This is a genomic window from Vibrio sp. 1078-1, from assembly GCF_033340475.1.
The window spans coordinates 130,289-152,086 of sequence record NZ_JAWOWM010000006.1 but is presented as its reverse complement, the minus strand read 5'-3'; the positions used below and the strand labels follow the sequence as shown (position 1 = coordinate 152,086).

At 43.6% G+C, this 21,798-nt stretch carries 28 protein-coding genes and 1 pseudogene; 12 read left to right on the top strand and 17 right to left on the bottom strand.

What is annotated here, in order from left to right; genetic code table 11:
- Positions 1-53 precede the first annotated feature (53 nt).
- Genes gpM through R7190_RS14145 form a run of 3 tightly spaced genes read right to left on the bottom strand, consistent with a single transcriptional unit; the run spans position 54 to position 2,642 of the window.
- Complete coding sequence (gene gpM, locus R7190_RS14155; protein ID WP_031429732.1) at positions 54-770, bottom strand: phage terminase small subunit; 717 nt, start codon at positions 768-770, stop codon at positions 54-56.
- Positions 771-780: 10 nt separating this feature from the next.
- Positions 781-1,785 carry a phage major capsid protein, P2 family gene (locus tag R7190_RS14150; RefSeq protein WP_318137560.1) on the bottom strand — a complete coding sequence of 335 codons (1,005 nt, stop codon included), beginning with the start codon at positions 1,783-1,785 and terminating at the stop codon, positions 781-783.
- On the bottom strand, positions 1,785-2,642 hold the full coding sequence (locus tag R7190_RS14145) for a GPO family capsid scaffolding protein (protein WP_318137559.1): 858 nt from the start codon (positions 2,640-2,642) through the stop codon (positions 1,785-1,787). The genes R7190_RS14150 and R7190_RS14145 overlap by 1 nt, the downstream gene beginning before the upstream one ends.
- A 166-nt stretch (positions 2,643-2,808) precedes the next feature.
- On the opposite strand from R7190_RS14145, the gene R7190_RS14140 reads away from it, so the two are divergent.
- The 3 genes from R7190_RS14140 (at position 2,809) to R7190_RS14130 (ending at position 5,939) form a co-directional block, all read left to right on the top strand.
- Entirely contained in the window at positions 2,809-4,584 is a 1,776-nt protein-coding gene (locus R7190_RS14140) for a terminase large subunit domain-containing protein (RefSeq protein ID WP_318137558.1), read from the top strand.
- Complete coding sequence (locus tag R7190_RS14135) at positions 4,581-5,609, top strand: phage portal protein (protein WP_318137557.1); 1,029 nt, start codon at positions 4,581-4,583, stop codon at positions 5,607-5,609. The genes R7190_RS14140 and R7190_RS14135 overlap by 4 nt, the downstream gene beginning before the upstream one ends.
- Positions 5,610-5,687: 78 nt before the next feature.
- Positions 5,688-5,939 carry an ogr/Delta-like zinc finger family protein gene (locus tag R7190_RS14130; RefSeq protein WP_079765352.1) on the top strand — a complete coding sequence of 84 codons (252 nt, stop codon included), beginning with the start codon at positions 5,688-5,690 and terminating at the stop codon, positions 5,937-5,939.
- Position 5,940: 1 nt separating this feature from the next.
- On the opposite strand, the gene R7190_RS14125 is transcribed toward R7190_RS14130, so the two are convergent.
- A complete protein-coding gene (locus tag R7190_RS14125; protein WP_086458841.1) occupies positions 5,941-6,213 on the bottom strand; it encodes a hypothetical protein in 273 nt (90 codons plus the stop codon).
- A gap of 362 nt (positions 6,214-6,575) precedes the next feature.
- On the opposite strand from R7190_RS14125, the gene R7190_RS14120 reads away from it, so the two are divergent.
- Together R7190_RS14120 and R7190_RS14115 are read left to right on the top strand one after the other, a co-directional pair.
- The gene (locus tag R7190_RS14120; RefSeq protein WP_086458842.1) at positions 6,576-6,776 is read left to right on the top strand and encodes a hypothetical protein; all 201 of its coding nucleotides are present in this window, start codon (positions 6,576-6,578) and stop codon (positions 6,774-6,776) included.
- Between the two features lie 199 nt (positions 6,777-6,975).
- Positions 6,976-7,599 (top strand): hypothetical protein, encoded by a 624-nt coding sequence (locus R7190_RS14115; RefSeq protein WP_213885520.1) that lies wholly within the window; start codon positions 6,976-6,978, stop codon positions 7,597-7,599.
- Here the strand turns inward: R7190_RS14115 and R7190_RS14110 are convergent.
- Positions 7,596-7,976: pseudogene (locus R7190_RS14110) on the bottom strand (replication endonuclease); the annotation flags it as partial. The gene R7190_RS14115 and the pseudogene R7190_RS14110 sit on opposite strands and share 4 nt — an antisense overlap.
- 71 nt (positions 7,977-8,047) lie before the next feature.
- Here R7190_RS14110 and R7190_RS14105 point away from each other — a divergent pair.
- Positions 8,048-8,425, top strand: a complete 378-nt coding sequence (locus R7190_RS14105) for a hypothetical protein (protein WP_318137556.1) — start codon at positions 8,048-8,050, stop codon at positions 8,423-8,425.
- Between the two features lie 136 nt (positions 8,426-8,561).
- Here the strand turns inward: R7190_RS14105 and R7190_RS14100 are convergent, their stop codons facing one another.
- The 8 genes from R7190_RS14100 to R7190_RS14065 form a co-directional block, all read right to left on the bottom strand.
- Positions 8,562-10,649 carry a hypothetical protein gene (locus tag R7190_RS14100; protein ID WP_318137555.1) on the bottom strand — a complete coding sequence of 696 codons (2,088 nt, stop codon included), beginning with the start codon at positions 10,647-10,649 and terminating at the stop codon, positions 8,562-8,564.
- Positions 10,636-10,875: a hypothetical protein gene (locus tag R7190_RS14095; protein WP_054576242.1), complete on the bottom strand. Its 240-nt coding sequence runs from the start codon at positions 10,873-10,875 to the stop codon at positions 10,636-10,638. The genes R7190_RS14100 and R7190_RS14095 overlap by 14 nt, the downstream gene beginning before the upstream one ends.
- A complete protein-coding gene (locus R7190_RS14090) occupies positions 10,872-11,099 on the bottom strand; it encodes a hypothetical protein (RefSeq protein ID WP_104974954.1) in 228 nt (75 codons plus the stop codon). The genes R7190_RS14095 and R7190_RS14090 overlap by 4 nt, the downstream gene beginning before the upstream one ends.
- Positions 11,081-11,302 carry a hypothetical protein gene (locus R7190_RS14085; RefSeq protein WP_258661817.1) on the bottom strand — a complete coding sequence of 74 codons (222 nt, stop codon included), beginning with the start codon at positions 11,300-11,302 and terminating at the stop codon, positions 11,081-11,083. Before R7190_RS14085 ends, R7190_RS14090 begins: the two co-directional genes overlap by 19 nt.
- Positions 11,299-11,586, bottom strand: coding sequence for a hypothetical protein (locus tag R7190_RS14080; RefSeq protein ID WP_258479780.1), 288 nt, complete (start codon positions 11,584-11,586; stop codon positions 11,299-11,301). The genes R7190_RS14085 and R7190_RS14080 overlap by 4 nt, the downstream gene beginning before the upstream one ends.
- 63 nt (positions 11,587-11,649) lie before the next feature.
- A complete protein-coding gene (locus tag R7190_RS14075; RefSeq protein WP_318137554.1) occupies positions 11,650-11,985 on the bottom strand; it encodes a hypothetical protein in 336 nt (111 codons plus the stop codon).
- Positions 11,986-11,994: 9 nt separating this feature from the next.
- Positions 11,995-12,534, bottom strand: coding sequence for a phage regulatory CII family protein (locus R7190_RS14070; protein ID WP_104971994.1), 540 nt, complete (start codon positions 12,532-12,534; stop codon positions 11,995-11,997).
- 110 nt (positions 12,535-12,644) lie between these two features.
- Positions 12,645-12,857, bottom strand: coding sequence for a hypothetical protein (locus R7190_RS14065; protein WP_017821157.1), 213 nt, complete (start codon positions 12,855-12,857; stop codon positions 12,645-12,647).
- 163 nt (positions 12,858-13,020) lie between these two features.
- Here R7190_RS14065 and R7190_RS14060 point away from each other — a divergent pair, with 163 nt between their 5' ends.
- The 3 genes from R7190_RS14060 to R7190_RS14050 are packed head-to-tail and all read left to right on the top strand — an operon-like array spanning position 13,021 to position 16,295.
- Positions 13,021-13,707 carry a helix-turn-helix domain-containing protein gene (locus R7190_RS14060; RefSeq protein WP_258479783.1) on the top strand — a complete coding sequence of 229 codons (687 nt, stop codon included), beginning with the start codon at positions 13,021-13,023 and terminating at the stop codon, positions 13,705-13,707.
- Positions 13,704-15,227 (top strand): hypothetical protein, encoded by a 1,524-nt coding sequence (locus tag R7190_RS14055; RefSeq protein WP_318137553.1) that lies wholly within the window; start codon positions 13,704-13,706, stop codon positions 15,225-15,227. Before R7190_RS14060 ends, R7190_RS14055 begins: the two co-directional genes overlap by 4 nt.
- A gap of 6 nt (positions 15,228-15,233) precedes the next feature.
- Positions 15,234-16,295, top strand: a complete 1,062-nt coding sequence (locus tag R7190_RS14050) for an N-acetyltransferase (RefSeq protein ID WP_318137552.1) — start codon at positions 15,234-15,236, stop codon at positions 16,293-16,295.
- Positions 16,296-16,325: 30 nt separating this feature from the next.
- Here R7190_RS14050 and R7190_RS14045 read toward each other — a convergent pair whose 3' ends face one another.
- Positions 16,326-16,838: an ATP-binding protein gene (locus tag R7190_RS14045; protein WP_258479786.1), complete on the bottom strand. Its 513-nt coding sequence runs from the start codon at positions 16,836-16,838 to the stop codon at positions 16,326-16,328.
- Between the two features lie 46 nt (positions 16,839-16,884).
- Entirely contained in the window at positions 16,885-17,283 is a 399-nt protein-coding gene (locus R7190_RS14040; RefSeq protein ID WP_258479787.1) for an ASCH domain-containing protein, read from the bottom strand.
- 157 nt (positions 17,284-17,440) lie between these two features.
- Between R7190_RS14040 and R7190_RS14035 the strand changes: the two genes are divergently transcribed.
- Complete coding sequence (locus R7190_RS14035) at positions 17,441-18,463, top strand: tyrosine-type recombinase/integrase (RefSeq protein ID WP_318137551.1); 1,023 nt, start codon at positions 17,441-17,443, stop codon at positions 18,461-18,463.
- A 22-nt stretch (positions 18,464-18,485) separates the two neighbouring features.
- Here R7190_RS14035 and R7190_RS14030 read toward each other — a convergent pair whose 3' ends face one another.
- Entirely contained in the window at positions 18,486-19,346 is an 861-nt protein-coding gene (locus tag R7190_RS14030) for an HNH endonuclease (protein WP_213962810.1), read from the bottom strand.
- Positions 19,347-19,801: 455 nt separating this feature from the next.
- Positions 19,802-20,137 (bottom strand): Grx4 family monothiol glutaredoxin, encoded by a 336-nt coding sequence (locus tag R7190_RS14025; RefSeq protein ID WP_017635833.1) that lies wholly within the window; start codon positions 20,135-20,137, stop codon positions 19,802-19,804.
- Between the two features lie 285 nt (positions 20,138-20,422).
- On the opposite strand from R7190_RS14025, the gene sodB reads away from it, so the two are divergent.
- Positions 20,423-21,007 (top strand): superoxide dismutase [Fe], encoded by a 585-nt coding sequence (gene sodB, locus R7190_RS14020; protein WP_005396533.1) that lies wholly within the window; start codon positions 20,423-20,425, stop codon positions 21,005-21,007.
- Between the two features lie 154 nt (positions 21,008-21,161).
- Complete coding sequence (locus R7190_RS14015; RefSeq protein WP_005380733.1) at positions 21,162-21,665, top strand: VC2046/SO_2500 family protein; 504 nt, start codon at positions 21,162-21,164, stop codon at positions 21,663-21,665.
- Positions 21,666-21,798: the final 133 nt, after the last annotated feature.

Genomic DNA, 21,798 nt, shown 5'->3' with positions numbered 1-21,798 from the left:
AGCCAGTTGGCTTCTCTTACCTCACCAGCCGAGGCGCGGTGGCGTAGGAGTCTTTACAAATTCTTGCCTTCGTTAATGGCGCGAATACGGGCTTCAATCTTTTTGATTTGGGTACCCACCCCCACTTTGCTGTTCTTATCGTGAGCGTGTTGAAGCAGAGCCAATGCTTTTTCCAACGTTTCCACATTTCCGACTGCCGTGGCTTGCGGCTGGCCTTCTTCATTTCGAATCAGGTATAAACCCGCGAACTTGTACCACTTGGCGTGAACCTTCTCGTGCAAGCGCCACTCTTTCTCTACCTTTTCGAATACCTGGGAGAAATAAGGCTCGATGGAATGACCACGTTCAGATTCAATCTCCGCCCATGCCAACACTTCGTCAGCACAGAACGTCGGCCAGTCACGGCGGAAGTTTTCTGGCGTTGGTAAGTCCAGCTCAATGGCTTTCATGCACCAATCAATCGCCGTATCCAGTTCTTTAACGTCGAATAGCCAAACCACCATGTTGGTAAAGATTGGGTTTTCAAACGCTTCGCCACTTTCTAAGTAGGCTTGAACATACGGCTTGTACTTCGGTACCAGTACTTCACGTTTGTGCTTAATTCGATCAGCGATGGCGTTGAATGAGCGCAAATACTTGCGGTCTTCTTCAAACTCAATCAGCTTGATGTGCAGGCTGTCGGTATCTGCACCGGAAACGGCTTCCGGTGCAGACTGGTTAGCTTGCTGTTCAATGAGCTTTCGGCGCTGTTTTGCTAATGGGCTAACCATGCATTACTCCTTAAGCTACAGGCTCAACAACGGTGACAGACTCGATAGCAGCGAACTTATTAAGATTGCCGATTGCATAACCTTCCATACGGATGTGGTTTTGCTTGAAGCGAAGCTCGTCTTCGTCATTCTTCTGCTTGCGCCACTGCGTCCCTTCCTGAGTAAGAATTTGCAGGTTTTTAGTGTTGGTTACCCAAACCATATCGGCAGGGAAGAAAGGCGGCGTATAGGCCTTTTTACCCGCAATGGTTTTGGCTAACTGCTGCGCGGCTTTGTGTTCCGTTGGTGTGTTTGCGGATTCCAGTAAGCGATGCTGCTCTGCTGCGACCAGGTTTGAACCGACGAGAACCACTAGATCAGGGTCTTGACGATGTTCTGGTGCAATCGTGGTATTGATCAGGTCTTGAACCAACGAATCTAGGTTTTTGTATGAATCCGCGGCTGCGCCTGTTGGGTCGAGTTGGGCTGAAGCAAGAACTTGGCTCGCTTTCTTCTCTTTCGCGATGGTTAACCAACCTTTGTTCACATCCTGACCAAGCGGGTTAGCGACTGGGTCTGTGTTAGCTGCGATAGACGTACCATTAAAGCCAACGCGCAACATGTCTAATGCGAAACGGCGAGAGATGGCGTTTTTCATCATGGTCAACCATTGGCCTTTTGAGCCTGAGTTTGCCCACTGAGTCATGGTTTCCCACAAGATATGTGCGCCAGAATCCGTCTTAGTCAGCTCGTAAGTATTACCACTTTGGCCGACTTCAACGCTAAAGCGACCACTGTCTTTACGACCCGTAGACAAGCCATCATCACCTACATCAACAACCTGACCTTTAATTTGCTGAACTGGCAGCAATGAGACCATGCCAAGGAAAGCATCAGACTCCATGATCGCCTGACGAAGCTTGGTTTCCATTGGTGGTGTTAGGTTAAATGACTGAGTACCCTGCGGAGCATTTGCTGCTGCTAACGTCGCTGCACAAAACTCTTGTAGGTAGGTGGTAGATAGTGCATTCAGCATTAAAAAATCTCCTCAGATGAGAACTTCTCACTGGTACCCGATGGGTTCGGCTCTTGGCCTGGTACTTCTTGTGAAAGTTCAGCGAATTTTGTTTCGAGACCGTTCACTTTCTCAGTTAACGGTTTTAGCTTTTCGTCCAGAGTGGCAGAGAACTGCTCAACAGTTGCGCCCTTCTCTTCTGGCTCTGGTGTTTCTGGCCCGTCTTGCAAGTTGAACTCTTCTTTCAGTTCTTGCTTGAACTCGCCTTTGAATGCAGAAAACTGCTCTTGCAGTGCTGCTTTAAGTTGCGCTTCGGTCACGTCGGTGTCCTCTACTTGTGATGGAGTTTCTGGCACTTCATCGCCAGAAGAGAAAAATTCATTGAATGCCGCAAAAAATCGGTCTTTGCGTGTAAAGCAATCGGAGAAGTCCACCTCTTCTAAATGGCTTGCTTTCATCTCGGTGGTTTCGCCAGATTGACGAGAAAATTGAAGGAGCGAAGTACCCGTGGAGGCTGGGGAGTCAGTCGCAGCTAGGCCCATTAAATAGCAACGTCCTTCGCCCTTGTAATCAGGATTTGGCTCGATGGATGTGAATAGCTTTTGCTTTTTTCGGTTGGCTTCGAGCATGAAGTCGTTCGGCTCTAACTTCGCGAACAGACGCATTTTGCCGCTTTCTTCCTCCGCTTTGAGCTCAATAACTTTGCCCCAGTTATCACCGTAACCATAAAATCGACGATGCTCTGGCCAGATTAGCGCGGTGTACTCTTTTGGGTCATAGCTTGCCGCCATTTGCTCAATCCAATCACGGGTAATTTTGCGCCCGTCTACGGTTGGCCCCTCAGTAGCAATGATTTTCCAGTCACTAATCTTTGGCATTTTGGTACTCAAACTTGTCATTCACATATCGGTGTGAGCAAACAATACGCCTTTGAATAACGGCTTTCAGCCACTTCAATTCCTACCAATTCGGATTTTGCCAAAACTAGAATTTTCAGGAATTTATCTAGGTCATCTGCAAGTTTTCGGCGCGTATGATGCAGCTATGGCATATTCAGATGAAATAAGAGAAGCCGCGAAAAAGCTCTATTTACGCGGTGTTCCTCCAAAAGAAATTGCAGCGCAACTGAATCTTAATAGTGAGCGCATCCTTTATACCTGGGCGGAGAAATTCGGCTGGGCGTTGTTGTTGGATGAACTGTCTGTAGAGCAGATGATTAACCGCCGTTTAGCGGTGCTGATAGATAAGGATGAGAAAACCGATCAGCAGCTCAAGGAAATGGACAAGCTAATCGATCACCACGTTAAGCTGTTAAAAGCTCACGCTGATGCAAAAGCCAAAGCAGAGCGACACCTTTCGCAAGGCAGCTCACCAAAGAGTGATGGTGACTCATCAAAACAAAGCAGCAGTAATGGCAACCGTAAAAAAAGCCGTAAGAAAAACAACATTGAGCACCTGACAGAAGATGACTTTATAGGCTGGCACGAATCCCTGTTCGAATACCAGCACACGATGCGTAACAACATCAAACAGCGCATTCGTAATATTCTCAAGTCTCGCCAGATTGGTGCTACTTACTATTTCAGTGGTGAAGCCTTAGAAGATGCGATTCTGACTGGTGACAACCAAATTTTTCTTTCTGCATCACGCGCACAAGCTGAAGTTTTCCGTAGCTACATCATTGCGATTGCTAAAGAATTTTTAGACATCGAGTTAACTGGCAACCCTATCATTCTCTCCAACGGTGCCGAGCTGCGCTTTTTGTCCACGAACAGCAAGACCGCGCAGAGTTACCACGGCCACGTTTATGTCGATGAATATTTCTGGATCCCTAAGTTCGATGAGCTGAACAAACTTGCTTCGGCAATGGCGACGCATAAGAAGTGGCGCAAAACCTACTTTTCTACGCCATCGTCTAAAATGCACCAGGCTTACCCGTTCTGGACTGGAGACCAGTGGCGCAAAGGTAAAGACTCTCGCGCCCATGTCGAATTCCCGACCTTTGATGAATTTCGAGATGGCGGGCGACTCTGCCCCGACAAACAGTGGCGTTATGTTGTCACCATTGAAGATGCCGCGAATGGTGGTTGTGACCTATTCGACATTGACGAACTGCGCGAAGAATACAGCGATGATGACTTCAAAAACCTATTCATGTGCGTATTTGTCGATGGTTCATTGTCTGTCTTTAAATTCTCTGACCTTGAAAAAGGCATGGTGGATGCCGCTCACTGGCAAGACTTCAAACCAAATAACAAACGCCCTTTTGCCACTCGGGAAGTTTGGTTGGGTTATGACCCAAGCCGCACCCGAGACAATGCCTGTTTGGTGGTTGTCGCTCCGCCTGTAGTAGCGGGTGAACGTTTCCGTGTATTAGAAAAACACTATTGGAAAGGGCTTAACTTCCAATATCACGTTTCAGAAATAGAGAAAGTTTTTCAGCGCTACAAAGTGACTTACATCGGAGTCGACACCACGGGTATTGGCGGCGGTGTTTGGGACTTAATTTCGAAGAAATACCCACGTGAAGCCCACGCCATCCACTACAGCAACGAAAATAAGAACCGCTTGGTAATGAAGATGATTGATGTCGTAGAAGCCAAACGCTTGCAGTTCGATGCGCAGCACAAAGACATTGCCATGGCGTTTATGGCGATAAAGCGTGTCCCAACGGCCAGCGGTAACGCCATGACCTTTAAAGCAGAACGCAGCGAAACGACCGGACACGCCGATGCATTCTGGGCAATCTCTCACGCCATCATTAACGAGCCGTTAGATCACTCAACACCAACTAAATCAACCTGGGCCACTGCAGCATGACCGAGCAAATGAACACTTTAGTCAAACAAGAAGAACACGCGCCAGAGTCGGTCTATCACATCGACTCCTCACCAGAGTCCATCGACTCAAACAGTTGGATGACCACCTATTCAGATTTGTTTTACAACGATGGTGACGACTATTGGGAGCCTCCTATTTCACGCAGCGGCTTGGCTGATATCGCTCGTGCCAATGCCTATCATGGTTCACTGTTGATAGCCCGAGCTAACTACGTAGCCGGACGTTTCCTAAATGGAGGCGCTACCCGCCGCCGACATATCCAAGCTTTTTGCCGTGATTACTTCACCTTTGGCGATGCTGCTTTTCTTAAAATCCGTGACGGTTTCAAACGTGTGGTTCGTTTACACTCATTACCTGGCATGTACCTTCGTAGACGTAAAAACGGCAATTTCGTCATTCTGGAACGCGACAACCAGCAACGTGAATATCGCAAGGAAGATGTTATTTTCTTGCCTCAGTACGACCCACAGCAGCAAATCTACGGTTTGGCGGATTATCTTGGTAGCATTCAAAGCAGCTTGTTGAATAAAGACGCTACTTTGTTCCGCCGTCGCTACTATAAGAACGGCGCACACATGGGTTTTATCTTCTACGCCACCGACCCAAACCTTAGTGAAGAAGATGAAGAAATGTTGAAGCAGAAGATCGCCAGCTCTAAGGGTGTGGGTAACTTCCGCAGTATGTTTGTGAATATTCCGAACGGCAAAGAGAAAGGGATTCAGCTGATTCCGGTTGGTGATATCGCAACCAAAGATGAGTTTGAGCGCATTAAAAATATTACCGCGCAGGACATTCTCGTCGGCCACCGCTTCCCAGTCGGTAAGGCAGGCATTATTCCGCAGGGCACGACCAGTTTAGGCGATCCAACGAAGATAGGTAGTGAGTACGCCAAGGATGAGATCATCCCGGTGTGTGAGCTGATTATGGACGAGGTGAACTCAGACCCAGAGGTGCCTAAGCACTTGCGGCTTAATTTCAATTTAATACATGGAGATACTGCTTAAGGACTTACTTTGAGCTGTATAAAAACACAGCCCTTTGACGTATGATTATTAAGTCAGTCAATAAGCTAGGTGTTTAATATGAGAGTGTTGTGCCCCGAATGTGGAAGCAAAAGCCGTATCCAAAAATCCAACCGCTTAACCAACAGTCATTCAGATTTATATTGCAGCTGCAGTGACCCCGAATGTGGACATACATTTGTGATGAATTTGTCTTATAGCCATACGTTGAGCCCATCGGCAAAAACGACAAGCCAACTGGCATTCAACTTGTGTAAGGCGTTGCCGCCAGAGGCACGGCAACAGCTCAAACACCAACTATCTATGTTGTAAATTACTTCGACATAAAAGCAGTACTCTCCGTTTCGCAAGCCATCTCGATAATACTCAAGATGGCTTTTTGTTTTTTGGAGTCCAACTGCCCTTTCGCATCCGCCAGTATTAAACCTGCTATGTATGCACCTGCCGCTCGAGTTCGCTCTGTCGCCTCACTATTTGCTACACCATCAATGACGATCTCTAAAGCAGACAACATGATATCGTTTTGATTTTTATCCGACATATCAACACCCTTACTAATCACCATTGAAATATACTGTATATCCATACAGGTTTCTACAGTGGTTTTTTTGACATTCCTTTGTCTTCAAAAATTTTCTTTCGTTTCTGTGAAGTAGGAATAACCTAGCCACTTCTCTACTTGAACCACCTATAACCGCGCTCCATACTCAAAACGACAGCGGCCGAGTGAGGCTTATAAATGACGATATGCGTTGTATCAACAACTCGTATTATTTGACGAAACAGCCAAAATGATGGAGACTTAGCACGTGTAAAGTAGTTTTACTAAGTCCCTCGAAATATTTAGATTGTTTTACAAAAACTGAAACTTGAACCTACATAAACAGGCTCAAGCATCAAACACACATTTTAGGTAAACCAACCAACGACACAGCAAAGGAAACGAGTATGCTTAGCTTTTTCTGTAAGAACAAAGATGAGAAACCCGATCGCTTGCTGAAGCTAATGCTTAAAAACCACGATCGAGTAACCATCAGCCACAATGGCGTTGTACGCGTAAATCTCGACAACGAAGATGTGAAGAAAGAGATTCAAAAACACATCGACAAGCTTCAAGAGCTTGAAGAATTAGATAAATACGCCGTATAACATGGGTGTTACATTAGTAGTGGTAGTCCTCATCTCGGGCTACCTTTTTTCTTACTTACATTTATCCTCACACTACAAACTGACCAGAACTGACGGTTGGCACTCATATTTCTTCGTCGCTGCCAGAGGCATTTTTTTTGCCGTGATCAGCATGATTCTGTGCTTCTTTATCGATTACTTTGATTGTATTGCCGCTCTCATGCAGCACTTTGGCTTTGAGCTGAAGAACTTCAAAGATCTTTCTATCTCCACAGAAATGCTAAAGCAAGGCGCTTGGGGGATACTGACTATACTCTTAGCATTCATTTTTGGTTTAATTACTCTTATTTGGTACTGGTTTTTCCCAGAAAGGAAAGCCTTAAAAATCGAAAAAATAGTCAGCGAAAACCACATTGAAAACTTCATTGTTGAAGCTTCTTTCACACAATTTCCTATCGCCCTTACACTTAAATCTCGAAAAACCTATATAGGCATTTGTCTTGGTGATGAGCTTATCAATAGTAAAATCGAACATATCGCTATCATCCCGCTTCTGAGTGGGTATAGGGATAAAGATGATTTATCTATCGATATTACCAACAATTACCAGAGTCACTACATTGAAGAGGGGATTGAAGAAGGTAAGCATGAAGCGCTAACTAAAGAGCATTTTAGAATTATTGTCCCAACTGACGAAGTTGAGACTTTTTCCTTTTTTGATTTGAGCACTTACATTGCGTTCAAGAAAAAAGAAATGGCGAAAAAACGTAAAGCACTTAGTACACCTTACCCCGACACATACACGTCGCACATTAGATACCATAATACACCTAATGAAGACTAAACCAACGGCCACTCATCTTCCATCTCTGGGAAGAACGACAGGTCTGGTTGTTGATACTCTTGCTTTTCTGGTTGGGCTAATGCCTGGTCCCAACCTTCAAAATTCATCCAACTATTGTTTTCTGCAGGCGTGCGGGTAACTTCAACCAGTTGAGCTGGACGAACGTTGCCGTACCCATCGACCTCCGCTGCGCGGATTTGGATACTAGTCTCATCATCAATGCGTAAACTGCTGCCTTTTAGCAGTGCGGCCAGTGCCCTTTCATCAATATTTGGTGGTGAAGTCGCCCTATCCTTCATTGGTTCAAGTATTCGGGATAGCTGATCGCTGACCTGTGACTCGCGATGCTCCGTACAGTTATTGACAGAACTCCGAGAAAAACATTTACGTAACGACATGCATTATATAAGGTATTATCCACAGCGTTTAAGGAATTCGAGAAACTAAAATGACCATTTTTATTGAGGACTTTGTAGAGTTCATAAATAAATTAAGCCCTTCTGAAAAGAAACACCTTTCAGAACTCACCCAGCTATATACATCAATTAATGACGATGAGTTGGAACAAATCAATATTGCTCTAGATGAAATTCAGAACCTCCAATCTCAACTTGATGATTTAAACAAATTAGTCAGTGGATTATCTCTCGATGAGCGACAAAGAATTGAAACAGAAACTTCTGAGTATTTTGAAGGCGATAACATTTTTTACGTCAGCGAGGAAAAACAAGAATGGGCGGTCAAGCATAGTCCCGCTGGAATCCCTTTCTTAGAAGAAAGAATTGAAGAGCAACTCGCAAGTCTAAAAGAGGAAATCGGGATCTAGAATCTCTAGCTTACCTGCATTCTTACTTTCAAAATCCAGGCTCATTAGACAAAACTAAGCCTTTGTCTATACGGAAAGTGGAGAGCCTGGAGTCTAGCTTGCAAACCTTTTACTTAAGATTTTGCCCCCCTCTTTTCTAACTCAACATGGGCAAAAGCCGCCCCTCTAGATAATCTGCGGCAACACCATTCCAATAGCTATGCTCACTTTCGTCGATTTCAAAGTGGGGAACGGGCTCATTCAGCAATGACTGCCAGTATGACTGATTGTCTTTAAATCGATGATATTCCGTTTGATAATAGTAGGTTGCACTCTGTTTGATGTCACTCAAATCCACATCTCTACAATTCAATGACCATCCTCTAGCACCTGCAGCCCAAAGCATAAAATTATCGACTTTATCTTTGGCCTGTTCGCCTTCGAAAGTGATGCAGAATCGATTACTCGTATTAACGTGCACTCCCCTGCTATGTAAGTTCTGACTCAGCTTTTCGGCCTGCTTTTCCAAACGGATGATTCTCTGATAAAGCTTGTTCTGATATTCCTCAGATTTCTGCTGCTTTTTGGCGATCGCTTTGGCCTTGATGGTTTGCTCTTTGGCATTTCGTAGCTTGCGGATTTGCCGCTTAATTGGCTTTTTCCATTGCTCCAGTTTGTAGCCTAACTCCTTAATTATTGCGGTCATATTGCCAGCTTCAAACGAAGCAAGAGTTTCCCAGGCAGGAGCTCTTGAGCACTTCGCGATATTGTATCGATTTCCCTTGATTAGCCCTTGGTCAGCATTTTCACCTTTAGCGGCATAACCGACTGCTTTGATAATGTAAGAACTGGCGGCTTTTGGCTTTTTGATTCGCTCTAATTTCGCAAACCCATGCCCCCATATCTTTTCAAGTCGCTTGGCCCAAGGACTAAAGAGATGCTCTGGTACTGTCCAACGTAGCAAAATATGAACGTGTGGATTAGGCTCTCCATCTTCATTGGCTGGACACTCGGCTACCCATATGTAATGGAAATCAGCAGGTAAGTTAGTCGGCCCAACATCGCTGGGTTGAGCATGTTTAGCAACCTTCTCCTGGGATAAGTCGCAGTACTTTCGTCCACTATCTTTGTCAACTTGGATGGTATGATCCGCAACCCAGCCGCGTTGATACATTTTCTTTGCGCCATCAAGAAAACGAGAGACTTCTTTACCTATCGTTGTCTCTAAGGTTTTTTCCATCGAGAACTCTTGCTTGGGCTTTTGTTTAAGATCGCAATACGGCCCGGCTATGACACTGCCCTGGTTCATAGCTTTAACACGCTTACTATCTAAGGTTGGAAACAGCCAGTATTCTCCACCAATATCCGTGATTGGTTGGTCAACTTTCTTTTCACCACGCTTAGGATGTACTGTCACCATGTTGCGCTTATAGATTATTGGATGATGCGACCCCATGCTGACACACTCACTTCCATCCAACATTCCACCGAATATGGCCATTCGTTGTGCCTTGGTGAAAGTCAGCGTGAGAAAAGTAGAGAAACCACCATGGCAAGCTGCAGTGTAAGCCCCTGCCTCAAAGATTTTAGAAACAGAACGGGACGTCAACTTTTCCGAGAATCTCTCACCACTGTTTTCCGAAGGCGCAGCACTAGATGGCGTTTCGGTTACCGCCTGAAACTTATAAGTTTCATTCCAAGACCGGTGCATTAGCTGCATTGAAATAGGAATCTTTTTAGGTTCGCCTTGCCCTCGTTTTCCATTCTGATTGAGAATGGCAGGTTTGGAGCGCTCGTTCGTTTCATACAAAGCATCATGGCTGAAGTTGGCGTCGGCATTGCTGATGATACTTTTAGGGCGTAGAGACTTGCTCAGACTCATCAATTGCTTAATTTGCTTGTCTTTTCTGTGGCGAAATTTCTCTGTCGGACTTTTGCGCCCTTTGACTAGCCTATACTCTTCGGCGATTCTCGCCGCCGCTTCGCGGTCGTGTTCCGAGAGATAATTTACAGATTTATAGAAGTCAGTTCGCTCTTGAAGATCTCGCTCACGCTTAGACTTTCGATTGGGAACGCGGTCATATATCGCTATTTTTTTGACCATTCCACTATCCAGAAGCGCTTGTTCTTGGTCTGAGTAAATTTTGGAACCTAAAAAACCAGCATTATAGCTGGCGTCATTATTTTTGATTCGGTCCAGGGGCATCACTGCCCCGCCGATATAGAGAAGGTCAGACTGGTTCATACTCTATCCCTAATTTTTCTTTCGAAAACTTAACGAATAGTCTCTGTGTATCAGGAGACTTCAGAAAACCTTCGACCTCTTCGAGTCGAATAGTCATGGTTATGCCCCATCCTTCCGGCCCAGCAAAATATGCAATAGCACACTTTTCATAAGTCTTTGTTCGTCCTTCCAAAATTTGAATGACATCATCACCGACACTAACTGAAGTGATCCTTTTATTTTTCATACCGCCTCCAGTTCTTGGGTCGTTACCAACATAAAGCCGCCTTTCCCATTGCCTTTGCTCAAAACGCCTTTGGTTAAATGAGTGCAACTGAGGGATACACACGCTTGTTCGATCGCTTGATCTAGCGAGTCGAAGTCGCCAACCATTACATTGGCAACTTCTTGAGTGTCTTCATGGCGGATAACACCGCCAGCTGGACAAAGCATTATTGCGGCGTATTGCATGACTCGCGCTCCTGTTCCTTTAAGTAGCGACTTGCCTCATCAATGAAAGAGCGCCCGCCTTCCACCGTTAACTCTGCATCGATAGTCGTGTACCCAGCAGAACGCGTAATCTCATAGCCAGCTTCAATGCAGTCACAACACTCTTCCAATCGATCTTTCAACATTTCAATTAACTGGTTGGCTTCGCTCGAACTAATACTCATACTGCGTCCTCCGATTCAATTTGGTCGCGACGAACAGCAATGCGTTCAATCAGGTAATCTTCAATATTTAGTAGTTCTTCTAGCGCACGCTCTTTATCAATCAATACAACGTTATGAGCGTTATTCGTTGTGTTTTCGTCGAACACAATCACGTTAAGAAGGCTCATTTTCGATGAGTACTCGATACGAATACTGATGATGTCTGAGCTATCCAACGCCAAAGCGAACAGACTATTGATGGTTGTTTGGATAGCGAGTTTGTTTGCAACTTCATTTAGATTCATCTTTTATGCTCCTACGCTAAGACGAAAAAAAGCCCCCTGTTACAGGGGCAAAGGCTTGGAGAATTAATGCGTACTACTGAGTTGGTAATGCTTGAGGCGTCGAACATCACCAAGATTGCGATCGAACAACGTCGCGATTTCTTTAATCTGTTGCATGCCGTTACGGATTTTTTGAAGTTCCAAATCATTGAAGCTTTCAAACTCTCGCACGTGCTCCGAGGCTTTCAGATCACCGGCGACTAAAACCATACCGCGAAAACGTGGTGGCATAGCGTCCCACAATTTTTTCAACTTGCCGCGTGTAGCGGAACCATTGAACAAGGCTTTACAAGCGGCAATGCTCTCGCTGGCGTTGGGTATTTGCTTTTGTTGTTCTTGTTGAACAGCTAGCTGACTCATTGGTTCTCCTTAGGCTAAGCCTGGAAGTGGCGCACCGTTGGCGAGGAAATCTGTGCCCATTTGCATGAGTGGCTGAAAGCCGGTGGTGCGATTTTCTAAATCGTTGACGAACAAAACCAAGTTGCCGATGGCCGCTTGAACCTTGGCAATGGTTTTGCGCTTTTGACTGCGAGGTAAACGGTCTGCGCTGCACATGTGCATTGCATCGCTAGACAGCTCACCTGAATATTGGTTGTTAAGTAACGTGCGCTCTAGAAGGTTCTTCTCTTCCCCGTCTTGAGGTAACTGAACCGTCACGACACCTAGGTCAGCAAAGAGTGTGTTCACAATGGTGTAATCGCCGGATTCTTTACTCAGCAATGCCAAATCCACTGGATCTAGTTTGTGAGGCTGCTCTGGGTTTAGCTTGTTACGCAGCATTCTCCCAGTTAGGCCAATGCGTGGAGCCAGCTTTTCCATATTGTGATTGATGGCGAAGTCGCAGCATGCAGCGTTAAAAGATTGCTGTTTGCGTTCGCGGAATCCGCACATAGCGATATTTGCGTCCATGATCCACACTCTTACATGAAAAGCGGTACGTGAATGACAACCAACTCAAACTCATTTAGCCACATTAGGCAGTGTATTTTGGTTGGAATAAGAGAGGAAAAACCCATGACTTAGCCCAGTGCAGCAATGGCTTCACGAGCCGCCATTTCGTGCATAGCAACCATGTTAATCAATGGCTTATCTCGACGTTTATCTTTTGGTTTGATGATGACGCGACCTTCAGTCACATATTGTTTGATAGTGCCCATCGGCAAACCAGTAAGGCGAGAGTATTCTTCGTAAGTCACATATGGGCTGAGTGGAGGTATCTTGTACGTTAACATGGTGATATCCTTGCGTTTATGTCTATCTTTATCGGCTGTCACTTGCTTTGGTCGGCGTGACTTCCGGAACACAAGAATTATTGATCTCATTTGACATACTTACAAGATCTTATTTGAGTATTTATGGAATTTATTTGGGACAAGAATCACAATTAGGTTTTATATGAGCATTAATGACAACCAAGAAATATTGCCATACGACTACTTAAAGGGACGGGAATTCACTGAAAATCTCAAAAGAGTCCTAAGCTGTCGAAACCTAGAAGAGTTGAGTGAGATTTTGAGCATACCAAAATCTACCTTTACAACATGGAACGCCCATGACAGAACATCTCATGAGCTCATGGTTAGACTGCACTTAGCTCTAGGTATCCCAGTTGAAGAACTTGCGTTGAAACTAGAAGACAAGGCAAGGCTAGACTTTTCAAAGAAGCATATTGCGTGGACGCGTAATAACACTAAACCACTAATTTTTGATAAGCCCGTTTGTGATACTGTCAAGGAGCATGCCGAGACTCATACGATATCAACCTTTTGCTTATCTAATGGCAAACTAATTGATACGGGTTGGATTGCTTACCCAAAAAGAAGATTCAATAGTTATAACCTTCGTCCAAACAAAACAATTGAGCTTGAAACCAATACCGCTCATTACTTAGTTGATGTTGATGAAACTGATCCTGTTACTGGCGACTACTTGATTAGTATTGATGAACGGCACTCACTAAATCATATTCAGCGTTTACCAGGTAAAAAACTTGCCGTGGTGTTTGGTGACAGTACCGTTGAAATCTCAGAAGAAGATATAAAAGTAATTGGCCGCGTAGCGGTAGCGTTGGAGAAGAAGTGATGAATCAAAATCAGATGGCTTACCTTGCTAGTCTACTCGAACAGTTCATTCACGAAATAGAAGCGGTAGCTACGAAAGAAAAGTATATATTAAACCTCCGTTCAGATACTCTGCTGCTCCTTGAAACGCTTAGAGACCCATTTACTTTGTGGGGTGTAGATGATCGGTTACTCACTGAGCTATCATCGTACAGAAAGAAATTACAATCATCTCCAGTTAGGTCACTTTACCCAAAGATTTTAAGCTATAAAAATCAAATAGTTAGTGAGCTTGGAAAGTTAATTTCCAGTATAAAGAACGAGACTAAAATATCAGATGATTCCCCGGAAGCGTCGGGATTGCTACAACAACTTTCAGTACGTCAGGACGAACTGAATGAAGCCATAGCAGATAGCCTACAAAAAGTAGATGAGCGAACTGGCGCAGCAGAGCGTCACGTTGACAGGGTACAACGAAATGCCATTGCCGAGATTCGTAGAGAAGTAAGCGAGTTAAAAGAGGCTCATTCTGCTGAACTCACGGTTCAAAAACGAGATGCGGTCAGTGATATTGAAACCACTTTAGAAAAAGCAGGCTCCAAATTATCGCTTACCATTAAAGAAGCTACTGACACGCTACTTAAGCGACATCAACAAGATTACGATAAGTTATACATTGAGCTTAACAACAAGACTCAAGATCAAATTAGGCAGACAGATGAAATCCGTTCTGATTTTGACAGAAAAATTGACACATTAAATTCTGCATTTGAACAACAAGCGGAAAACCTTAACTCTCGCTTCGACCAAGAGCAAGAGTCGTTTAAGCTAGCTTTTCAAGATTCAATCAAACAAGAAGTTGCCAACTATAAAACTGTTCGGCGGCTTCTTAAAGAACAGCTAGATGAAGCAAAAGAAGTTGTTGGCACATTATCCAAAAAGGCACTGGCTCACGAGCATCTCAAACAGGCCGAGAGAGAAGCGTTCGCTTATTGGGGTTTTCAGGGTGCCGGATTATTATTCCTGTTTACGGCGATACTAATGAGTGTGGCAATATTCGGTGATTCTCTTGGTCTAAGACTTCCGTGGCTCACATGGCTCGTTGAATTTTCCGAAACCAGTGGTGCGATACAAATTCAAGGCTCTACGGCGGCTGGAAGTGCTTCTGAAGCCACTTGGTTTTTCAAGAGAATATCGATAGTTGTATTACTGACTGCTCCGGGTCTGTATCTGCTAAAAGAAGCAGCGAACCACCGCGCAAAAGAAAACCTTTATCGCCAACGCGGTGTGCAACTGGCTTCTATCACTCCATACCTTAAAGAGCTGGAAGAAACTGAACGTAATTCCATCAAGAAAGAACTTGTTCAGTCATTTTTCTCCTTCCATGACGGCAAAGCAGACACTCAGAACGTACCTGATTTCTTACGTGACCTGAAAGAAACGACGAAGATTATACGTTCAATCGACAGAGCAACTCAGCCAACAACTAATAAGCGCACTTTCAGACGCCGCAAACGTCTAACTTCGTCAGTGGAGAGCTAACAGAATATGGAAAATTTAGTTATTCAAAAATTTGCTGAAATCGACTTAGGTGATCCATTCTTTGACACCTTGAAGAATGACTACAAAGAGTTTGAGCAGTGGTTTGAACGCAAGTCAGATAATAATGCTTTAGTACTTTACAACAGCACGGGGCAAATTGAAGGCTTTCTGTACTGTAAGTACGAGAAAGGCCCCGGTGATGACACCGACCCTTTACTACCAAACACTCAGCATATGAAAGTGGGCACCTTTAAGTTTAACCCCAAACAAACAAGACGTGGTGATCGTTACCTTAAGAAAATCTTTGACTATGCACTAGCGTATCAACCTAATGTAGATGACATTTATGTCACTGTATTTGGTGATAAACATCCGTACTTAGCAGAACTTTTTCAACGTTACGGCTTCAAAAAATATGCTAATAAGGTAACACCTAATGGTACAGAAGATGTGTTACTTCGTGATCTGAATAGCTTTGTGGGCGATGTTGACAAGGATTACCCCTTCATCAATACGAAAGGAAACAATAAGTACCTACTTAGTATATTTCCTCACTTCCATACGAAGCTATTTCCTGACTCAAAGTTACTTACGGAGAGTCCTAACATCGTTCGTGACATATCACACTCGAACAGCATCCATAAAATCTACATATGCGCTATGGCAGATGTAATGAAGTTTCAGCGTGGGGATGCTATCGTTATCTACCGAACAGGTGACGGACAAGGGGCTGCAGAGTTTCGTTCTGTCGCAACATCACTATGCGTTGTGGAAAACGTTCGTACTATTGATCAATATGAAAGTGAAGATGCTTTCGTAGACTATTGCTCTAAATTTAGTGTTTTCACAAAAGATGAATTACGTACTATCTACAGGCAGAAAAAGTACCCTTATATAATCAATTTTACTTACAACACCGCTTTACCAAAACGCCCTATTCGACAAAAACTGGCCGATTACGCTGGCTTAAATCGAGACGACTACTGGGGCGTTTTGAAGTTAACGGACAAGCAGTTCGACAACATTATTGAACTATCAGAGCTTGATACAAGAATACTGATTAAATAAAAAAAGAAGCACTTAGGTGCTTCTTTTTCTTCAACCTTTTATAAATGCTTCGATTGTATCTGTCGAAGATCCTGATTGATGGATATGATGCTCAATACCTTTCAATTGAGCATATTCTAGTGCTCGATGCCTCTCTTGATTCTGCAATTCAGACAACACTTCTTGGTTCAAAGCGTGACCATCACGTGCGTGTAAGCGTTCAAAGATCGTCTTTGTTTCAGCTGAGACTAATACAATTGAGCTCGGCTTTATTTCATCAAAAACATCATAGCTCAACGAAATGATATCTTGGCTATTACCGACTAAGCAAAAGTGTCCATCAAGCAAAAACTCACTATCTTCTATCTTAGATAAACCGTTTATTAATGCTCTTTGGTTTCGTTCTGCCGTCGTGACTTCCTTCGTTTCCTCAATATAGTCAGAATTTTGTTTAATTAAATCACTGCATGAGTAAGTAGGGATGTTTAACGACTGTTGTAAATGTTTACAAAGCGTCCCCTTTCCGACGCCATGAACACCTGCCACAAAGTGAATTTTTTTCATCTTTTACGTCCTGTAATAAAAAAGCTGGGCATCAGCCCAGCTTCAATCAATTCATACACAAGTTCGAGTTACTATCTAAGTACTTGAACGACTGAGGTGCCTTAAAGTTTGGTTCTACCTCGTATGGGTCTATCGGATTATCATACTTCACTAAGTTTTTGATTTCGATAGCGTAAGCAACTTCTCTACCATCAAAGTACGCATCAAAGAACTCTTTATTTATACCAGAAGCTTGTTGGGTTTCATTCCATAACTCTTCTGGTGACTTCGCCAAAATATGGCCAATAGTGAACTCGCCTATGATTTTGCCTTCTGGCATTGTCGAGTAGATAACTACAGACCTTACCTCCGGTCTTTTGAAGACTGCTTTCCGGTACTCAAACAATTTTTCTTTAGAGAGTATTTTATCAACAAACTCCGGTTTAATAGACAATAGTGCTTTCATGAAAGTGCTCTTAAATCTTTGTAACCACAAATTCTAAACTCATACACTCAATATTTCATCAGAAATTCTGACGATGTGCGAAGTTTATTCAGCTAAACATTGAACCCTTCACTCAAAGTGATACTGTATAAGTATACAGTTATAAAATTAAATTACTATGTCTATCCGTAACTTAAAAGACGGCAGTAAAAAAACTTGGATCTGTGAGTGTTACCCACAGGGCCGTACTGGTAAACGTGTTCGTAAACGCTTCGCTACCAAAGGCGAAGCAACTGCGTATGAACAATTCGTCATGCGCGAAGTTAACGATAAACCGTGGCTTGGTGATAAACCCGATCACCGTCGCCTGTATGATTTAATTGAGTTGTGGTTTAAGCTGCATGGCAAGAATCTCAAATCTGGGAAGCATACTCGCTTGCGCTTAGAAAGCATGGTTTCCGACTTAGGTAATCCAATAGCTTCACAGCTTAACGCAAAGCAACTCGCTACTTATCGAGCTAACCGTGCCAACAAAGGCAGAGGACAGGAGCATAAAGAGCTTTCCATCGCTTCGAATAATGTGGACTTTGGGTTGCTAAAGGCGATGTTCAATAAGTTGATAAAGCTTGGAGAGTGGAAACTGCCTAATCCGGTCGATGGTATTGAGGCAATCAAAAAGCCTGAGTCCGAACTTGCGTTCCTGACCGAACAGGAAATTCGTCACTTGTTTGAGGTTGCTCAACAAAGCCCGATTGGTGATGAGCTAACGAAGATATATAAGGTTTGCCTGGCGACTGGTGCGCGTATCAGGGAAGCGATTTATCTGAAAGGCTCTAACCTGACGAAATACCGCATTACCTACAACAACACCAAAGGCAAACGAAACAGAACGGTACCGATTTCTGAAGAGTTGTATAACCAAATCTATAAGCCAACCAATGACCGGCTTTTCACTTGCGGTTACGGCGTGGCGTACAAATGGCTAACTAAAGCCCTGCCCCATTTACCAGAAGGCCAAGCAACTCACGTTTTACGTCATACGTTCGCGAGCCACTTTATGTCTAATGGCGGCAACATTCTTGTATTGAAGGAAATCCTAGGCCATCAGCATATCGACCACACGATGATTTATGCGCACTTTTCACCAAACCATTTGAGTGATGCGGTGAGGTTTAATCCTCTGACAACTCTAGATATCTAGAGTTGATAGCGTTAAACCTTCGTTAATTTTCATCGTATGAGTACCATGATTGATATTGGCTCGACGTAACTGCATGCCCATCTTTTTTCTGTTGGTTACATTCCCGGCACAAAAGCTGAAGGTTGGACACATCATTGAAGCCATGCTTTGCTAAAGGAACTATGTGGTCATAATTTGTATGATTATCAAGGTTTATGGTTCCGGATAGGTCCTTATCACACAAAACACAACGCCCACGATCTCGGAAAAAAACAGCTCTTTGCGCCCATTTGGGTATAGCATGCCTCTTGATTATTCCTAGCCTAGAAAACCATACTTCAGCTTCTTCAGCAACAGGTTCATCGGCACTCATCTCTAAGGCTCTCGCCAACATATCATTGAACGTTAGCATCAATTCCCTATTTTGAAAAAGGACATGGAATATTTCTTTGACTGTTTGGCGAACTAAATCTTCATAAGACTGACTAAGACGAGTTTCCTCAATAAAATTATCGAGGTCATTAACATCAAAGTTTGATAACGACTTTCCAGAACTGGCTAGATAATTCGCAAAACTTTGATATTCAATTTCGTGAAAATCAAACGCCCTTTCAATAGGAAGTTTGTCGAGATTATAGTGTTCACGAACTGCAGCATTAGTCCTTGTCTTACCGGCTAACTCATTTAGATCAACTTCAAACGCTTCTTCCGAATATACATCTTCTACAACAAACTCTATAAAGTAATGAAACGCAGAGTATTTCTGAAAAGGGTTAGCCAAATAGAAGATTTGGTCATCACAATAAAAGTCATGAAGCCTACGTATATATGAGAATTGATCTCGTAAAATATTATGTATGACGTTACAAAAGTAGTATGTCTCGTAAAACTTAGCTTGAAGCATCAAGCCTCCTTGAAATTTAACGCTTATCAATGACACTAAGCCGCTTTCCCTACCTCTATGAAGTAGCCTTTCATATAGTACTTCAATTTACAATCACTAGGTCAGTCGAAGAACAATAGATTGGATAACTTCAAACAACCTGAATGCTAGAGCTTTTACGATACACTATGTGACCACCAAGCGACTCTATCGAAAGTTAACTGTCAGACATCAAGCACCAACAGTTCAATGGCGACAAAATGGCGGCAGAGGTCAGTTTATGTCGTTATCTATAAGCTATCACCAGATTGATTTGTTTATATAACTCTTTATATAACAAGGAATAGCAAGGGGTGGAGGGGTTTCTAAGGACTGTGAGACATAATAAAGCTTTATGTTCATTCCACTAACCTAAAAAGAAAAAGGAGCCAGTACGGCTCCTTCGTATTCTATCGCTAAATGTGAGTATTTACGAATTACTCAGCTTGATCTTCAGCGCGCGCTGCTGCTTCTTTGATTAGAGGCTGCAGTTCACCTTTTTGGAACATTTCTAGAATAATGTCACAACCGCCGATAAGCTCACCTTCAACCCATAGTTGAGGGAAAGTTGGCCATTGCGCGTACTTTGGTAACTCAGCACGGATATCTGGGTTTTGCAGAATGTCTACGTAAGCGAACTTCTCACCACATGCCATTAGTGCCTGTGACGCTTGAGAAGAGAAACCACAGCTAGGTAGTTTCGGTGATCCTTTCATGTACAGCAGGATTGAGTTTTCAGAGATCTGCTGTTTGATTTTGTCGATAGTTTCCATCGCTTCCTCATTCATGGGTTTGAACTTTATTTATTTGCCACATTCTACTCAATAACGACAGAATAAAAACCATATAATTAATAAGGCTTAATTTTAGGTTGCTCATTGGCGAGCAATGCAGCACTTCACCACTGCTAACCTCTTAAAATATTTTCATATCGGGGTTTTAATAAAGTAAAAACTTGCTAAAATACTTAGCAAGTCAGCCTTAAAGGCGACATAGCTATAAAAAAACACTGGAAGCAATCGAAAGGTCATCCTTTCAAATCAATGGAGAATCGAGTAATGGCATTTGAACTACCAGCTCTTCCTTACGCGAAAGACGCACTAGAACCACACATCTCAGCAGAGACTCTAGACTACCACCACGGTAAGCACCACAACACTTACGTTGTTAAGCTTAACGGTCTTATCCCTGGTACTGAGTTCGAAGGCAAAACTCTAGAAGAGATCATCAAGACTTCTACTGGTGGCGTATTCAACAACGCAGCGCAAATCTGGAACCACACGTTCTACTGGCACTGTCTTGCTCCAAATGCGGGCGGCGAGCCAACTGGCGCAGTTGCAGACGCAATCAACGCAGCATTCGGTTCTTTTGAAGAATTCAAAGCGAAGTTTACTGATTCAGCAATCAACAACTTCGGTTCTTCATGGACTTGGCTTGTTAAGAAAGCTGATGGCTCTCTAGAGATCGTTAACACTTCTAACGCTGCTACTCCTCTAACAGAAGAAGGTACAACACCACTTCTAACTGTTGACCTATGGGAACACGCGTACTACATCGATTACCGTAACGTACGTCCTGATTACATGAACGGCTTCTGGGCTCTAGTAAACTGGGACTTCGTAGCTGAGAACCTAGCGAAGTAATATACTTCCCCCTAAGTTCAATTTAGTCTTATTCAAAAGCTCGCTATTTAGCGGGCTTTTTTGTTTCGCCTTCCCTAGCACCTTTAAATAATTCCCTCTTTTACTAAAGTTCTTCTTATCCACGCCGTTAAAAGAGCATCGAGCGAGGAACATCATGCAAATTCATACTTTAGACAAAGCTGCAATTATCAACGAACTTCAGTTCGGTAATGGTATTAACCATGCCGTACACGACGGTCGTCGTGCGGATTTCTCGCTGATTCTGTCTATGTTCTCTAATGATGTTCGCGATGTGGTCCCAGTTGAAGAGGTCCAGGAAGTCATCACCAGTGACAGTATTCTTCGCCAACAATTGGGTTTATCGCAACCTCAAGCTCTTCGTTCTGATAGCAGCAGCTATGAACTCGCAGCTGAACAAGCGAAACAGTTTCACGATGCAGGATTGCCTTCCGCAAAGCTGAGCCATTACCTAAAACCAGATGCGCTGACTTACCTGCCTGAAGACACATTCAACCTACCAGAGGAGGTTTATCACAACCTATCTGGTCATGAGCGACGCAGATTGGGCGAACGCAACAAACAACTGATCCCAGATGCTGGGCTATATAATCAGCTAGTGACGGCTCAACGTCAGCATCAAATTCAAGCTAAAGCATAGAGATCCGCTTTTTATCCAATAGCTTGCAATACCTACACGTCAGAAATGTGACGTCTTACAAATTACCGCACAATAGTCCTCACTCGAAAGCGTTAGTTTGAAGCCTTTCACACTGAACTCAACGAATTTCAAC

What these genes read in the sequence shown, in the direction of transcription:
- gpM (WP_031429732.1), bottom strand. Translation starts at nt 770, where the DNA reads ATGGTTAGCCCATTAGCAAAACAGCGCCGAAAGCTCATTGAACAGCAA.
- R7190_RS14150 (WP_318137560.1), bottom strand. Translation starts at nt 1,785, where the DNA reads ATGCTGAATGCACTATCTACCACCTACCTACAAGAGTTTTGTGCAGCG.
- R7190_RS14145 (WP_318137559.1), bottom strand. Translation starts at nt 2,642, where the DNA reads ATGCCAAAGATTAGTGACTGGAAAATCATTGCTACTGAGGGGCCAACC.
- R7190_RS14140 (WP_318137558.1), top strand. Translation starts at nt 2,809, where the DNA reads ATGGCATATTCAGATGAAATAAGAGAAGCCGCGAAAAAGCTCTATTTA.
- R7190_RS14135 (WP_318137557.1), top strand. Translation starts at nt 4,581, where the DNA reads ATGACCGAGCAAATGAACACTTTAGTCAAACAAGAAGAACACGCGCCA.
- R7190_RS14130 (WP_079765352.1), top strand. Translation starts at nt 5,688, where the DNA reads ATGAGAGTGTTGTGCCCCGAATGTGGAAGCAAAAGCCGTATCCAAAAA.
- R7190_RS14125 (WP_086458841.1), bottom strand. Translation starts at nt 6,213, where the DNA reads ATGGATATACAGTATATTTCAATGGTGATTAGTAAGGGTGTTGATATG.
- R7190_RS14120 (WP_086458842.1), top strand. Translation starts at nt 6,576, where the DNA reads ATGCTTAGCTTTTTCTGTAAGAACAAAGATGAGAAACCCGATCGCTTG.
- R7190_RS14115 (WP_213885520.1), top strand. Translation starts at nt 6,976, where the DNA reads ATGCAGCACTTTGGCTTTGAGCTGAAGAACTTCAAAGATCTTTCTATC.
- R7190_RS14105 (WP_318137556.1), top strand. Translation starts at nt 8,048, where the DNA reads ATGACCATTTTTATTGAGGACTTTGTAGAGTTCATAAATAAATTAAGC.
- R7190_RS14100 (WP_318137555.1), bottom strand. Translation starts at nt 10,649, where the DNA reads ATGAACCAGTCTGACCTTCTCTATATCGGCGGGGCAGTGATGCCCCTG.
- R7190_RS14095 (WP_054576242.1), bottom strand. Translation starts at nt 10,875, where the DNA reads ATGAAAAATAAAAGGATCACTTCAGTTAGTGTCGGTGATGATGTCATT.
- R7190_RS14090 (WP_104974954.1), bottom strand. Translation starts at nt 11,099, where the DNA reads ATGCAATACGCCGCAATAATGCTTTGTCCAGCTGGCGGTGTTATCCGC.
- R7190_RS14085 (WP_258661817.1), bottom strand. Translation starts at nt 11,302, where the DNA reads ATGAGTATTAGTTCGAGCGAAGCCAACCAGTTAATTGAAATGTTGAAA.
- R7190_RS14080 (WP_258479780.1), bottom strand. Translation starts at nt 11,586, where the DNA reads ATGAATCTAAATGAAGTTGCAAACAAACTCGCTATCCAAACAACCATC.
- R7190_RS14075 (WP_318137554.1), bottom strand. Translation starts at nt 11,985, where the DNA reads ATGAGTCAGCTAGCTGTTCAACAAGAACAACAAAAGCAAATACCCAAC.
- R7190_RS14070 (WP_104971994.1), bottom strand. Translation starts at nt 12,534, where the DNA reads ATGGACGCAAATATCGCTATGTGCGGATTCCGCGAACGCAAACAGCAA.
- R7190_RS14065 (WP_017821157.1), bottom strand. Translation starts at nt 12,857, where the DNA reads ATGTTAACGTACAAGATACCTCCACTCAGCCCATATGTGACTTACGAA.
- R7190_RS14060 (WP_258479783.1), top strand. Translation starts at nt 13,021, where the DNA reads ATGAGCATTAATGACAACCAAGAAATATTGCCATACGACTACTTAAAG.
- R7190_RS14050 (WP_318137552.1), top strand. Translation starts at nt 15,234, where the DNA reads ATGGAAAATTTAGTTATTCAAAAATTTGCTGAAATCGACTTAGGTGAT.
- R7190_RS14045 (WP_258479786.1), bottom strand. Translation starts at nt 16,838, where the DNA reads ATGAAAAAAATTCACTTTGTGGCAGGTGTTCATGGCGTCGGAAAGGGG.
- R7190_RS14040 (WP_258479787.1), bottom strand. Translation starts at nt 17,283, where the DNA reads ATGAAAGCACTATTGTCTATTAAACCGGAGTTTGTTGATAAAATACTC.
- R7190_RS14035 (WP_318137551.1), top strand. Translation starts at nt 17,441, where the DNA reads ATGTCTATCCGTAACTTAAAAGACGGCAGTAAAAAAACTTGGATCTGT.
- R7190_RS14030 (WP_213962810.1), bottom strand. Translation starts at nt 19,346, where the DNA reads ATGCTTCAAGCTAAGTTTTACGAGACATACTACTTTTGTAACGTCATA.
- R7190_RS14025 (WP_017635833.1), bottom strand. Translation starts at nt 20,137, where the DNA reads ATGGAAACTATCGACAAAATCAAACAGCAGATCTCTGAAAACTCAATC.
- sodB (WP_005396533.1), top strand. Translation starts at nt 20,423, where the DNA reads ATGGCATTTGAACTACCAGCTCTTCCTTACGCGAAAGACGCACTAGAA.
- R7190_RS14015 (WP_005380733.1), top strand. Translation starts at nt 21,162, where the DNA reads ATGCAAATTCATACTTTAGACAAAGCTGCAATTATCAACGAACTTCAG.